General features: G+C 62.3%; 11 protein-coding genes and 2 pseudogenes. 7 read left to right on the plus strand and 6 right to left on the minus strand.

From position 1 onward, the window contains the following. Window positions 1–25: 25 nt before the first annotated feature. The 4 genes from DIE04_RS07730 to DIE04_RS07750 all read left to right on the plus strand — a co-directional run bounded on the left by DIE04_RS07730 (window position 26) and on the right by DIE04_RS07750 (window position 5,088). On the plus strand, window positions 26–2,587 hold the full coding sequence (locus DIE04_RS07730; RefSeq protein WP_124488666.1) for a T6SS effector BTH_I2691 family protein: 2,562 nt from the start codon (window positions 26–28) through the stop codon (window positions 2,585–2,587). Between the two features lie 266 nt (window positions 2,588–2,853). Beyond that, on the plus strand, window positions 2,854–3,567 hold the full coding sequence (locus DIE04_RS07735; protein WP_260426201.1) for a DUF6708 domain-containing protein: 714 nt from the start codon (window positions 2,854–2,856) through the stop codon (window positions 3,565–3,567). A gap of 271 nt (window positions 3,568–3,838) precedes the next feature. Next, the gene (locus DIE04_RS07745) at window positions 3,839–4,807 is read left to right on the plus strand and encodes a DUF6708 domain-containing protein (RefSeq protein ID WP_124488664.1); all 969 of its coding nucleotides are present in this window, start codon (window positions 3,839–3,841) and stop codon (window positions 4,805–4,807) included. Continuing rightward, window positions 4,804–5,088 (plus strand): PAAR domain-containing protein, encoded by a 285-nt coding sequence (locus tag DIE04_RS07750; protein WP_124488663.1) that lies wholly within the window; start codon window positions 4,804–4,806, stop codon window positions 5,086–5,088. Before DIE04_RS07745 ends, DIE04_RS07750 begins: the two co-directional genes overlap by 4 nt. Window positions 5,089–5,138: 50 nt before the next feature. On the opposite strand, the gene DIE04_RS07755 is transcribed toward DIE04_RS07750, so the two are convergent. Next, entirely contained in the window at window positions 5,139–5,645 is a 507-nt protein-coding gene (locus DIE04_RS07755; RefSeq protein WP_124488662.1) for a hypothetical protein, read from the minus strand. Between the two features lie 28 nt (window positions 5,646–5,673). Between DIE04_RS07755 and DIE04_RS30055 the strand changes: the two genes are divergently transcribed. After that, window positions 5,674–5,808 (plus strand): hypothetical protein, encoded by a 135-nt coding sequence (locus DIE04_RS30055; RefSeq protein ID WP_259645653.1) that lies wholly within the window; start codon window positions 5,674–5,676, stop codon window positions 5,806–5,808. A gap of 15 nt (window positions 5,809–5,823) precedes the next feature. On the opposite strand, the gene DIE04_RS07760 is transcribed toward DIE04_RS30055, so the two are convergent. From DIE04_RS07760 to DIE04_RS07780, 5 genes and pseudogenes are all read right to left on the minus strand, one after another. Beyond that, window positions 5,824–6,189: an HAD domain-containing protein gene (locus tag DIE04_RS07760; protein WP_124488661.1), complete on the minus strand. Its 366-nt coding sequence runs from the start codon at window positions 6,187–6,189 to the stop codon at window positions 5,824–5,826. Between the two features lie 733 nt (window positions 6,190–6,922). Further along, window positions 6,923–7,204: pseudogene (locus tag DIE04_RS07765) on the minus strand (ABC transporter substrate-binding protein); the annotation flags it as partial. An 8-nt stretch (window positions 7,205–7,212) separates the two neighbouring features. Continuing rightward, a pseudogene (locus DIE04_RS30360) lies at window positions 7,213–8,003 on the minus strand (transcriptional initiation protein Tat). A 201-nt stretch (window positions 8,004–8,204) separates the two neighbouring features. Next, complete coding sequence (locus tag DIE04_RS07775; RefSeq protein WP_124488660.1) at window positions 8,205–9,500, minus strand: MFS transporter; 1,296 nt, start codon at window positions 9,498–9,500, stop codon at window positions 8,205–8,207. Between the two features lie 134 nt (window positions 9,501–9,634). Continuing rightward, on the minus strand, window positions 9,635–11,098 hold the full coding sequence (locus tag DIE04_RS07780; RefSeq protein ID WP_124488659.1) for a mannitol dehydrogenase family protein: 1,464 nt from the start codon (window positions 11,096–11,098) through the stop codon (window positions 9,635–9,637). A 157-nt stretch (window positions 11,099–11,255) separates the two neighbouring features. Here DIE04_RS07780 and DIE04_RS07785 point away from each other — a divergent pair, with 157 nt between their 5' ends. Both DIE04_RS07785 and manD read left to right on the plus strand, forming a co-directional pair. After that, a complete protein-coding gene (locus tag DIE04_RS07785; protein ID WP_124488658.1) occupies window positions 11,256–11,987 on the plus strand; it encodes a GntR family transcriptional regulator in 732 nt (243 codons plus the stop codon). Window positions 11,988–12,008: 21 nt separating this feature from the next. Next, on the plus strand, window positions 12,009–13,217 hold the full coding sequence (manD, locus tag DIE04_RS07790) for a D-mannonate dehydratase ManD (protein WP_124488657.1): 1,209 nt from the start codon (window positions 12,009–12,011) through the stop codon (window positions 13,215–13,217). Window positions 13,218–13,232: the final 15 nt, after the last annotated feature.

Raw genomic sequence — 13,232 nt, forward strand, 5'->3', positions numbered from 1 at the left:
AGTGGGGGCACGAGAGAGATACAGAATGGCACTCGACACGAACTTTGCGAGTATTTCCCAGCTCACGCAGTCCGCGATGCAGACAAGCTCGCGCGCGCCCAATTCATGCAATATGTGCAAGAAGAAGGGATTGCCGATTCTGCCCGTCCGCTACGGGGCCGTGGCCAACTCGAAGGCCCACAGCTCTGCTGGCGCGATGTCGCTCATGGGCGGCAAGTTTGGCGACGGCGTTGTCAGCATTGCGCTCAAGAAGGCAAAGTACACGCTGCGCACTTTGCGCTATGGCTACGTGTATATCTTCTATCCGAAAACACAGCGGTGGCAGATATATGCCGTTACGGCGGAAGGATACTTGTACGACTATCCGGTCGGCATCAAGCTCGACCGTAGTTTCGAGAAGCCGTTCAGCTGTCATCAACCCGGGCATGCGCAACTGGCCCAATGCATCACCATTGAAGACGCTGAACATGCCGGAGCCGTGTATCTGGCGTTCAGCGATGAGCTTTGGACGCAGAAGGTCCGCGACACCTATGCGAAGAATTTCATGGGCTGTCGTGACAAGCGGATGCAGAAGTTCGATGCGACCGCCTGGTATAACGGCAGCATGAACCAGCCGCACGCGGATAGCCTGGACCATCTCGAGGGGCTGCTGAGCGAATACCAGGGCGGCCGTCCCGATGCGCTCGTTACCGGTTGCTTTCCGTACCATGACCGTGCCGGGCAGCAGCCGGCCCTGAAAAAGGCGATGGATACCATCCTGCCGGACAAGGGGCTGTTCTTCGCATTGTGGGACCCGGTCGGTATCACGCAGGAGCTCAACTTCGAGCAGCGCGTCGCTTTCGGCGCTGCGCTTGCACCGTATGAACACGGCATCTGGGCCGCCAGCGCAATCGGTGCGCTGCAAAAAGCGGTCGCGGTATCGGCGAAAGAGGACGTTGAACGTGGCGCCAGTATGTTAGAAGCCAATGCCTATGAGGGTATGAGCCTCGGAGCGCTGTTCGATGGTGGCAAGGCGCTTGAGAAGCAACTCAAAAGCATTGAGGCGAAGAAGACGGCGGAGCTTGCAACGGCCGGACCGGAGGCATGGAAGCCCTATACGACCCACTATCGGCAGCAGGCCATCGTCGACTTTCGGCAAAAGATGGCAAACGACATGAGGCAGGAGCAAACTAGTACGCTTGTGCCGCTATCGCAAGACCATCAGGTATGGCTTTCCAGTCCCGCGCTTCTCAATGTGTTCGAATTCGACTACGAGTCGGGAAGCTGGCGTTGCGGGCTGAACTATACCAACACATTTACTCGGTGCATCGAAGGCTCGGCGGACCGCAAAGAAACCATTGACGTGCTCGTCAAGTGGGCCCAAGGAAGCGTATCCGATACCCGCAACCCGCTGCTGCGCGCGTTCGTCTTAAATAGCCCGGTGCTGGCCGAGAAGGTCAAGGAAGCGTCCAGTTACCCGTACATGGAACTGAGGGAGTTTGTGGCGAAGCTCATCGAGTCCTACAGCAAGATAGAGCAGGTGGAGGATTCGAAGGACAAGGGCATTAAGGTTGCCGTCGCGAAATCCCTGGCGCGACTGTTGCACGAGACCGGTGGGCCAGTCGTTCAAGCGGTCAGTACGGGCGTGGAGACTGCGGCGGCGAAGACGTTGTATGTCACGTTGTGCATGCGGACGAAACAGCTGTTCGAGTTTAAGGCCGTATACGGGTCGGTAAACCAGTGGGTGAATTACGTCGCCCGCCAGATGCAGGAAATGATGCCGGGTCGGCAGAAAATTAGCGTGCAGGACCTGAAGAAACAGCTTCAGGACAAGGCCACCGTAGGAGGAAGTGCCGAGCCGGAAATTAAGGCGAAGCAATTCGTGCTAGTCGAAAGCCCTGCGACGGAGGCCGCCGCCCTGGCAAACGTTAAGGCCAAACCCGGCTTCGAGAAGTTGGCCGGTGCGACGCTGACGTCTGAAGTGGTCGAGACGATTTACATGCCGAAGTTCCGGCTTATGACGAAGGGAGAACCCGGGTTTGCGGGTATTGGTGCGATATTCGGTGCAATCAATCTTCGTTTCGCTCGTGAGGAGTTGAAGAAAGCGAATCGGTTCAATCAGACGGAAGCTGGCATCAAGTTCGACAATGCAGTCGGTGGGCTCGTAGCGGGCGTCGCACAATATGGTTCATCCGCGCTTGAGCAGATGGAGAAGGTGGGCGTCAAGCTTTCCGAGAGCTTGGCCAAGGTTGGGCGGTTCCTAGCCATCGTGGGCAGGTTCGGTGGGGCTATAGTCGGGTTAGTATCGGCGGCTATCGATGCATACCATGCCTACGACGAACTGGAGCACGGAAATATTCTTATGTTTGCGCTCTACACCACGTCGGCACTTATCGGAGGAGCCTTGGTCGTTGCCGCGTTTTTGGGAAGTGTTCTGACGTTGCCGTTGCTCCTTCTCGCTGCTCTTATCGGTGTATTGATTAATTATTTCAAAAGTCGCGAAGTGGACGATTGGCTAGAGCAATGCTATTTCGGTATCAAGGCGACTAGTGAAAGATTTGAGCGCCTTGAAGAAGATCGGAAGGCGTTTACAGCAATTTTTTCTTGAATGGAACCAGTATGGCTTTCGACGGACACTCCCGGTACAAACTAAATCGACCGGTAACGGATACGGAGTCATCAGCACGACTGTATGTCAACGAACGGTGCACTGATAGTGCAAAGAGTGTTGGGACGGCCTTCAAAGCAACCGATTCCTACCTTGAGGTGTGTGATGGCCTTTATCGTGAAAAAGGCTGGGGGTTACTGGCATTCTCTACCGCTGGTCTCCTCTTCTTGTGCCTAGTCGCGATGTTTATGTGGATAGCGACACACATGCCAATCGCTGTCCGGGAAAAAGGGCAGGAGGGTATTGTTTACTTCCTGCTGACCATTTTCACATTGGCTGGCATTGGAGGGCTCGCAATAACAGTGCGAGCGCTTCTCGTCGATTGCTTTAATTACACTCGCAAGCCGATACGGTTTAACCGCCTGGACCGCACGATATACGCCTTCCGTCACAATGGGCCAGGCGGCGTCTTCTCAGTTCCGTGGGATAGCGCATTTTTGTATATTGAACGCAAGCCAAAAGCTGGGCTCGCGGCAACCGCGCCTCGTGTGGTCCGTTGCCTTGTGCTTAACGACAAGGGGGTGGTTGTCGGGACGTTCTCCGTCGGAAAATACGTAGAGCTGGCATTTGACGAGAACAGCCCGGCTGGACAGCAGGCGATGGAAGAACTCTATCAAGACTTTGAATACTATCGGCGTTTCATGGAAGAGGGGCCATCTGCCGTACCTCCGGTAGCCGAGTTTCTCAGTACGGAAGTCTCGTTTCGAAATTCGCTAAAGTTGCAGTTCGACGGCGCATCGGACCTGTTGAAGTCGGGGAGTCTGGTTATGTCTCTGATGACGGTTATTGCAGCGGTACCGACACTCGCCCTGGCTGTTGCCTACTACATCGCGCAACTGACCTGTCGCGAACCGGTGTGGCCCGAGGAAGTCGAGCGGGCGTGCAACGCTGTGACGCCATCCAACGGGCTTACAGCATGAGCCGACGGTTCATTCGTCAGAGCGATAAGACCGACCGGAGTGGGGCTGTGATTGACGGTATCGCAGGGACCTCGTTTCAAGGTCAACCTTTCTCATATCTGGGCGCCACACGTTCAGTGTCCGGCCTGCGGCACAACTACTTCAAAGGAAAGAAAGTGGATGAGTAGCTCGAACGATGTTTTATAAGTTGAAAGAGGCGAAAGACCGGTTTCCGACTCTGGCCGAAGACCAAAAGGCATTTGCGGCAATGCTTTCGTGATGGAGAAAAGAGATGGCATTTGATGGACTCTCGTGGTACCGCCTGAATCGGCCGGTCAGCGAGGAAGAACAGGGTGCTCGTCTCGCAATCGGACAGCCTGCATCTGACACGCCCAAGGACGACCGTTCCGTATTCTCGATGAGCGATACCTGTCTTGAGGTCCGCGATGGAACCTACTCGGAGAAGGGCTGGGGGGTTTTTGCCTTTATGCTGCCAGGGCTCGGTTCGTTGGCATTCACGGCGGCCCTACTTTGGATGCTGACTCATGTACCTCCAATCTACGAGCAGCGAGGACAACAGGGCTTCATGTACGGTGCGCTGGGCTTTTTCCTGTTTGTCGGGCTTTGCTTCTCGGGGATTGGCATTTGGGCATTGACGCGCGACTGTTTCAACTACATCAGCAAACCCGTCCGTTTTGACCGGCGCAACCGGATGATTTATGCGTTCAGGCACAATGGCCCTGGCGGGGTTGTGTCAGTACCTTGGGATAGTGCTTTCCTGTACGTTGAACGCAAACCCAGACAGGGCCTCGCGCGTACCACGCCGCGTATGGTTCGCTGCCTTGTTCTTGACGACAAGGGACTGGTTAGGGACACTTTTTCGATAGGAACACGAGTCGTCATGGCATTCGATGAGAGCAGTGTGGGAGGCCGGGAGGTCATGAAAATCCTTTACCAAGACTTCGAGTTTTATCGGCGGTTTATGGAGGAAGGTCCCGCTTCCGTGCCGCCCGTGACAGAGTTTCTGCCGAGGGGAGCCTCCCTGCGCAATTCGCTTAGGTTGAATTTTGAAGGCTGGTCTGCCCTGACTAACTCGCGCAATCCGATGGTGTGGCTGGTAATGGGTATTGGCGCACTTCCAGCATTCATTTTCTCCCTGATGCAGTGGTTCGCCCAACTGACTTGCCGCGAACCGGTGTGGCCCGCAAATATCGAACGTGCGTGCAATGCCGAGGCTTCGTCCACGGGGCTTCCGGTATGAGCCGACGGTTCATTCGTCAGGGCGATAAGACTGACCGCAACGGTGTCGTGGTTGACGGTATCGCTGGGACCTCGTTGCAAGGCCAACCTTTCGCTTATCTGGGCGCCCCTGTTCAGTGCCCCGCCTGTGGTACGACGGGCGTCATCATAAGCGGCGGCTCACCGCGCACGATGACGATGATGGGTAAGCAGGTCGCATTGGAGAACGATTTGTGCCAATGCAAATGTGAGCCACTGCCGAAGCTGGTGGCGTCACAGACTCTTGGCTCAATAAAGGCATGACGGGGCGTCGCTGCCTGTTGCAGGACAACGGGCGTGGTCGTTGAAACGTCTCAACGACGGGCCCGTTGCCGCTCGCGATGAGCTTTACGGTCATTTCCTATCAGCGTGCGAACGACTGAGGGGTTGGCTTGAGAAAGATGTTCGATTTCCGCGCGATAGCCATATAGCTGGTGGAGCGCCAAGGCGATGGTACATGAACGCGAGCAACCTCCTTCGCAGTGGACGACCACCGACACGACTTCGTCAGGCAGGGCCTCGACGAACGCGCGAATCGTCTGAGCCTGCTCTGCGGTGAACGCCTCCCCCAGCTTTTCCCGCGCCTTCTCCGAGAGACTCGGACTCAGGAAATCGACGTCCGCGAAGCTCAGGCGAAGCAGATGGGCGAAGCCATCGAGGCTGGCGGGCGGGCGCTCCGGTGCGGTGACCGAGATGATGGCAACCGACGGTAGCCGCGGCAGTTTCTCGGCGTCGCGGCGCGACAGCGCAAACACCTGGCGTGCACCGTCCGCCGGTGGCTTGTACAGCTTGCCCACCACCTCCTGCAGTCGCTGGACCATCGGCTGGATGCTAGGAACTCAAGGGTGGATGCACTTCGACCAGCCACTCCCGGATGCGCTGCTGGACTTGCGCGTCGCCAATTCCGCGCTGGGCGTCGAGCAAGACCAGGTGCGGACTCAGGTCGAGGAAATCGGTGCTCAGGTGATATGCACCGTAGACTGAGTCGTCAATCGCCAGTCAATTTTTCAGGCGTTTCGCGAACACGTAAAACCTGATGATATAGGTCCGTGCCGACCCGTCCATCAGATACCCAAAGCGCGCTTTGATGCCGCAAGTTGTGCCCACGACCCGTCTGGCAAGCGCAGCCGGCAGGTACGAGACGACCTGGTCGAGCGGTAGTGTGTCGAGCCAAGACGTTGTCAGGACAATCTGTACGTCCGGGTACGGCTCGAGCATTTCCGCCAGCAAAGGAGCAAATTCGAACAGCGGATGTCCCGAATCCAGTAACACATCGCCGTTCTGGTCGAGAGCGGCGTGTCCCCGGTGGAGCGTGCCGTCATAGTCGACGAAGAGGGTAGGTGTCGGCTGGTCGAGCACGAGCACGGTGTACCTACTATCACTCACCATAATTGTCGTTCCCGCTATGGCTAGGAAGATTCGAGTCTGGTTCGAGGGATTTGTCGCCGGCTGTGGCGGTCGACAGCAACATGCGGGTACGGTCGACGGTCCAGCACTTGGACGGCGCAGATGTACAACATACCGCACATGCTGGTTTAGCAAGCGAGTTTACGCGCGAATGCGCGCCCAGATATCCGTGCGGCGAGCGCCGGCTGGATGTTATTGAGCTATGTAGCTGGTGTGAGGTTTTGGACATTACAGCCAGCCAGTTCGTCGCTGAACTTGAGCAGAAGTTTTGACCGATTGAGTGCGCTCCTCGAGAACGAGCAGCATCATCTGTAACAATGGCCGTTGTCATGATGACGGTGCACTGCAAGGTCCCCGTATGCACAACTCTGCTGCCCACACCACAAGGGTGTGGACAGCCGCCCTGCGGGCGGTACCACAGTTGCACACACTCGAACGTCTGACGCGCCGGCTTTGGCAACTCGCCCCTATCTGTAAAAAGAGGAATGGAAAACCCGAGAGGGTTGCTGTCGGTCGATTCGGATCTGTTGCCTAACGCTCGTAGGCTGGGCCGGGACCGCCGTTACTCGTCTGTCACAAAGACATACGCTCGCGGCCGACGTCCATACGCTTCCGATTCCGGGGTGAACGTCCATACCTGCTTATGTGCGGGTGAGCTACAGACTTCAATCTATGGTCTTTAACCTGTCTGTATAACGAAGAAGTAGTTGCCGCCGACGTACAGCACGAGCTTCGGCGCGGTGAGGTCGCCGTGGAAATCGGCGAGCACGTCGACCTGCGGCACCGTGAATTCGAGGCCGCGGTTCGTCGCGTCGTTGTTGCGGCCGTCCTGCCACGGCGGAAAGACGCTGTTTGAAGCATCGGCCGGGGCAGCGAGCGACAGCGCCGACGTGCAGCAGAGCGCGGCCAGCGTGGCGGACAGCGCCGTGAGCCACCGGCGTCGCCACGGAGAACGCGTGCGGATCGATGTCATCGGGCGCCTCACTTCGCGTAAGTGAAACCGGCGTGCTGCAGCTCGGGCAGCGTACCGACCACGCCCGGCGTGACGATCGCCGACGGAATCACGTGGTTGGTCAGGTCGGCGGCGAGCGCGTCGAGCGGGAGCTTGTCCGGATTTGCATTCGCGCGGTCGAGCCGTTCCGCGAGCTCCCAGATCGCGTTGTGGCATGCCAGGAACACGACGCCGCGCTGCTGCAGCGCGGCGATGCTGTTGTCGTGCGACGAGAACGCGCCATCAGGTAGTTCGTGATCCTGCGCGTCTTTCGACTGCGCGGGTTCCGCGGCGAGCAGCGTGTTGGTCGCGAACGCGGCGCCGGCGAATGTCGCGAGGCCGTATTTGTCCCACGCGGCCGGGTCGAACAGCGCGAGATGCGCGGCGCCGTGCGTGGCCGACACGACGAGGAAGTCCGGATGACCGAATCCCCAGACCTGCGCGTTCAGCGCATTGCGCATCAGGTTCAGCCACGGGCCGCGAGCTCGGTGTTGTCCCACACCTGCTTCGGGCCGCCGCGATAGCCGATCACTTCCATGAGCGCCGCGTGATCCCATTGATCGGGGCGCTCGACGATCATCGGCACCGTCTTGAAGTCGCGTCGTCTCGGCGTGGCCGCGAGGCGGCGGGTGAGGTCGGCGAGGCGCGTCGCGCCGCCGGCCAGCAGCGCGCCGGATTCGGGCGTCGCAGCCTGAGCGGTGCGCGCGGCGCCGAGCAGCGCCGTGGCGGCCGCGAGGCCGAGTGTCTTGAGCGCGCCGCGGCGCGCATCCCGGTCGGACATCGAACTCTCCCATATCGTTTTCGTGGGGGCGTGCCGCTGCGCAGCGTCGCCATCGCGTAGCCAGTCTAGAGGCGCGCGATCGACAGCGGAAATCGCGATATCGGATGGGAGATATTCGAGGGTGCGATGATTGGATGAAACGACAAGGCCGCGCGGTGCTGACTCATGCGGCGCCGCGCGGCCTTCGTCAGCCTTGAAAGGTCAGTGTGCGGTGCGTTCGCGCAGCACTTCCGACGGCCGTGCGTTGCGCACGAACACGCCGGCCAGCACCGCGCCCGCGAGTGCGATCGCGCCGGCCAGCACGAACGCGGACGCGAACGAGCCGCTGCGCTCGACGATGAAGCCGGTCACCGCCGGCCCGATCACGCCCGACAGGCTGCCCATGCAATGCAGGAAGCCGCTGACGCCGCCGACGCGCGCCGGGTGCACGACGTCCTGCACGATCGCCCAATAGATCGCACCCGTCACGTACAGGAAGAACAGCGACACGGACATCAGCGCGACCGCGCCTTGCGTCGACTGCACGGCGCCCGCGACGGCCACGCACGCGCCGGCGCCGAGCAGGCAGGTGACGAGCACGATCCGGCGCGACAGCAGCAGGTTGCCGGTGAGCCGGTACAGCGCATCCGAGATCGCGCCGCCGCACGCGAGGCCGACCGTGCCGACGAGCCAGGGCACGACGGTGGCGACGCTCATCTCCTTGATGTTCAGATGGTGCGCACGCACGAGGTAGCTCGGGAACCAGCTCAAGAAGAAGAACAGCACGTAGTTGTAGCTGAAGAACGCGGCGGCCGTCGCGAGGATGCGCGGCTGGCGCACGTAGTGCGACAGCGTGTGTGCGGGCGTTGCGGGGCCGGCGGCGGCACCTGCGTGGGGGGGCGCAGCGGCGGGTGTCGCTGCGGGCGCACCCGCTGCGCCGCCGACCGGCGTGGCCGGACGGTCCGAGGTCGACATCATCCACACGACGACCCACACGAGCCCGATCGCACATACGATCCAGAACGCCGGTCGCCAGCCGAACTGCGCGGCCAGCAGGCCGACGATCGGCCCGGCGATCGCGCCGCCGAGCGGCGAGCCGGCGCTGAGCAGGCCCATCGCGGTCGCGGCGGCGTCGCGCGGCAGCCAGTTGTTGACCATCTTGTTCGCGGCCGAGCACAGCGGCCCTTCGGCCATGCCGAACAGCAGCCGCACGATCAGCAGGCTCACGAAGCCGACGGTGAGCGCGGTCATTCCGCAGAACACTGACCACAGCCCGACCGACAGCACGTATACGAGCTTCGGCCCGAGCCGGTCGGACGCGAGCCCGCCGATGAAATTGAACAGCGCGTAGCCGATGAAGAACGTGCTGAAGACGAGGCCCATCTGCGCGGCGTCGATGCCGAGATCGGTCTGCACGATCGGCGCGACGATCGACAGCGCGACGCGGTCGAGATAGTTGATGCCATACACGAGGAACAGCAGGAATACCGTGAACCACGCCTGCGACTTCTGCTTCATGTCCGTCTCCTTCGTGCCGGTGGGCCGGCTGTCATGGTTGTCTTGTCGATCGTTTGCCGCGTCGGCATGTGCGTCGGCGGGCAGGGCACTGCGCGGTTCGATCAGGAGTCCAGCGAACCGGGGTAAGCGGTCGTTCAGCGCGCGTACAACGGTGCGAGCAGCCCATCGGTGCCGCTCGCGCGAAGCGTCGCGAGATGGGCACCGATGCGCGTGATCACTGCATCGGGCCATGCCGCCGAACCGGCGAGCGCGAGGCTGCCGAGGGCAGCCCGAACCGCGCGGGTGGCATCGCCGGCTGCCGACAGCGCCGCGCCGAGTGCGGCCGCGCCCGGATCGCTGACCGCGAGCGCGCGGCCCGATTCGTCGCGCGCGTTGGCGAGGTAGTGCAGCCAGAGCGCGAGCGCGCGTTCCAGATAGGGCCGCTCGACGCCGGCCCGCGCGCTTTCGGCGAGCGCGGGAAGCCAGCGCAGCGGCACCTTCTGCGTGCCGTCCATCGCGATCTGTTCGGTGCGATGCGCGAGAGTCGGATTGCGGAAGCGCTGCACGAGCGTCGCGCAATAGCCGTGCGCGTCATAGCCGGACGGCACGTCGACGGTCGCGAGCAGGTCGCGCGTCATCACGCCGTCGACGAGCGCCGCGATCGCCGGATCGGCCATCGCGTCGGACACCGTCGCGCGGCCGCGCAACTGTCCCGCATACGCGATCGCCGAATGCGAGCCGTTCAGCAGCCGCAGCTTCATCGTTTCGTAGGGCCGCACGTCGCCGACGAGGTGCGCGCCGGCGTCTTCCCAGCGCGGGCGCGGGCCGGCGAAGCGATCCTCGATCACCCATTGCGAGAACGGCTCGCAGACGATCGCAGCCGCATCGCGCGCGCCGAGATGGGCGTGCGCCCAGTCGAGAGATTCGGGCGTCGCGGCCGGCACGATCCGGTCGACCATGCTGTTCGGGAACGCGACGTCGTCGCGGATGCGCCGCGCGAGCGCGCCGTCGATGCGTTCCGCGTAGTCGATCAGCAGCGCGCGCAGCGTGTCGCCGTTCGATGTCATGTTGTCGCAGCAGACGACGGTCAGCGGCGCATGGGCCGGCCGCAGGCGCAGGCCGGCCGCGATCACGCCGAGCGCGGTGCGCGGCGTGCCGGGCGTCGCGAGATCTTGCCGGATCGCAGGATCGTCGGTATCGAGACCGCCGCCGGGGCGGCGGCAATAGCCTTTCTCGGTGACGGTCAGGCTGACGATCGACACGGCCGGATCGGCGATCAGCGCCAGTAGCGCGGGCAGCGATTCGGGCGCGAACAGCGCGTCGTGCACCGCACCGACGATGCGCGCGCGCGCGCCTTGGCCATCGCGTTCGATCACCGTATACAGGTGATCCTGCGCGGCGAGCAGGTCGACGGTATGCCGCCGCCGCAGTTCGACGCCGACGATGCCCCAGCGCAGGTCGCCCTGTTCGAGCACCGTCTCCGTATGCAGCGCCTGGTGCGCGCGATGGAACGCGCCGAGGCCGAGATGGACGATACCCGTGCGAACCGCCTGCCGGTCATAACCGGGACGGCCCGTGCCGGGCGGCGCAGTGCGCAGAAAATCGGGGGCAGATAGCATGACGGTCGGTAACGGTTTGTACCATGGTAGATGATGGAATGCGTGCAGGTTATTTCGAGTTTTAGCGCGAAGTTATCGGTGTAAACGCTAGATCGCCTGAAATCGACTGCTTATGTACCATGGTAGGCATCGATATCAAGTCGGATCCATCGCAACCATGAGCGAAACGGCAGCACTGGAAGAAGCGGACGTCGTGGTCACGGCGTTGCAGGGGTTCTCGCTGGACGAGAGCCGGTCGTATACGGAGCAGGTGCATGCGCTGCTGCGCCACGCGATCGTGCGCGGTGCGCTGCCGCCGCGCACCGCGCTGTCGGAGGCGGTGATCTCCACGACGATCAAGGTCAGCCGCACGCCGGTGCGCGAAGCGTTCGCGCAGCTCGCCGACGAGCGGCTCGTGCAGATCATCCGGAAGGTCGGCACGCTGGTCGCGCCGATTCCGGTGTCGATCCTCGAGGAAGGGCGCTTCGCGCGCAGCACGCTCGAATGCGCGAACCATGTCGAGCTCGCGCAGAAGATCACGCCGGCGCAGCTCGCGGAGCTGTCGCGGATCATCGACGCGCAGCGCGAGGCGGTGGCCGCGGGCGACGTCGAAGCGTTCTTCGATCTCGACGAGGCAATGCACGGCCGGATGTTCGCGTTCGCGGGTCGGCCGCACGTGTGGGAAATGCTGCAGCCGATGAAGCGCCAGTTCGACCGTGTGCGCTGGCTGCTGCTCGACCGCGTCGAGGATCACGCGCGCCGCGCGCTGCAGGAACACGAACAGATCCTTGCGCACATCGCGTCGCGCAACATGGCGCTGCTCGGCGCATCGGTCGCGTCGCACGTCGACCGGATCGGCTCGCATCTGCCGGAAGTGCGCAGCCGCGCGCCCCATTACTTTGTCGACTGAAACGCCCGCTGGAGGAGCGCAGTGAAAATCGAACGCTTGCAGACCATCGTCACGTGTCCGGGCCGGAATTTCGTGACGGTGAAGATCGTGACCGACGAAGGCGTCTACGGCCTGGGCGACGCGACGCTCAACGGGCGTGAGCTCGCGGTGCGCGCGTACCTGGAAGACCACGTGTTTCCGTGCCTCGTCGGACGCGACCCGCGCAACATCGAGGACATCTGGCAATACCTATATCGCGGCGCGTACTGGCGGCGCGGGCCCGTGACGATGGCGGCGATCGCCGCGATCGACATGGCGCTGTGGGACATCCTGGGCAAGCTCGCGGGCATGCCCGTCTATCAGTTGCTCGGCGGCAAGAGCCGCGACGGCCTGATGGTATACGGCCACGCGAACGGGCGCGATCACGAGGAAGCGGTCGACGCGGTGCGCGCGCACATCGACGCCGGCTACCGCGCGATCCGCGTGCAGTCCGGTGTGCCGGGGCTCGACAAGGTGTACGGCGTCGGCAAGACGGCCGGCGCGTACGAGCCCGCCGAGAAGGGGCTGCCGCCCGAGGAGCCGTGGGACACCGCGCTCTACCTGCGCCACACGCCGGAACTGTTCCGCAAGGTGCGCGACGCGGTCGGCGATGCGCCGCACCTGCTCCACGACGCACATCACCGGCTCACGCCGATCGAAGCCGCGCGGCTCGGCCGCGATCTCGAGCCGTATCGCCTGCTCTGGCTCGAGGACGCGACACCCGCGGAGAACCAGGACGCGTTCCGCCTGATTCGCCAGCACACGACGACGCCGCTCGCGGTCGGCGAGGTATTCAACTCGATCTGGGATTGCAAGGACCTGATCCGCGACCAGCTGATCGACTACATCCGCGCGACCATCGTGCACGCTGGCGGCATCACGCACGTACGGCGCATCGCCGACTACGCGGCGATGTACCAGGTGCGCACCGGTTTCCACGGCGCGACCGACCTGTCGCCCGTCTGCATGGCGGCGGCCGTGAACTTCGGGCTGTGGGCGCCGAACTTCGGCATCCAGGAACTGATGCCGCACAGCGCGCTGACCGACGAAGTGTTTCCGCACAGCTACCGCTTCGAGGACGGCTATCTCGTGATGGACGACGTGCCGGGCCTCGGCGTCGACATCGACGAGACACTGGCCGCGAAATACCCGTACGAGCGCGCGTACCTGCCGGTCGCCCGGTTGCGCGACGGATCGATGTGGAACTGGTAAGCGCCGAAGACCGGA

Origin of the sequence: Burkholderia sp. Bp8994 (assembly GCF_003853805.1) — a bacterium.
Lineage (GTDB): Bacteria > Pseudomonadota > Gammaproteobacteria > Burkholderiales > Burkholderiaceae > Burkholderia.

Excerpts from the sequence above, each read along its gene's own strand:
- DIE04_RS07755 (WP_124488662.1), bottom strand. The coding sequence starts at position 5,645 with ATGGTCCAGCGACTGCAGGAGGTGGTGGGCAAGCTGTACAAGCCACCG.
- DIE04_RS07735 (WP_260426201.1), top strand. The coding sequence starts at position 2,854 with ATGCCAATCGCTGTCCGGGAAAAAGGGCAGGAGGGTATTGTTTACTTC.
- DIE04_RS07745 (WP_124488664.1), top strand. The coding sequence starts at position 3,839 with ATGGCATTTGATGGACTCTCGTGGTACCGCCTGAATCGGCCGGTCAGC.
- DIE04_RS07730 (WP_124488666.1), top strand. The coding sequence starts at position 26 with ATGGCACTCGACACGAACTTTGCGAGTATTTCCCAGCTCACGCAGTCC.
- DIE04_RS30055 (WP_259645653.1), top strand. The coding sequence starts at position 5,674 with ATGCACTTCGACCAGCCACTCCCGGATGCGCTGCTGGACTTGCGCGTC.
- DIE04_RS07785 (WP_124488658.1), top strand. The coding sequence starts at position 11,256 with ATGAGCGAAACGGCAGCACTGGAAGAAGCGGACGTCGTGGTCACGGCG.
- DIE04_RS07780 (WP_124488659.1), bottom strand. The coding sequence starts at position 11,098 with ATGCTATCTGCCCCCGATTTTCTGCGCACTGCGCCGCCCGGCACGGGC.
- DIE04_RS07775 (WP_124488660.1), bottom strand. The coding sequence starts at position 9,500 with ATGAAGCAGAAGTCGCAGGCGTGGTTCACGGTATTCCTGCTGTTCCTC.
- DIE04_RS07750 (WP_124488663.1), top strand. The coding sequence starts at position 4,804 with ATGAGCCGACGGTTCATTCGTCAGGGCGATAAGACTGACCGCAACGGT.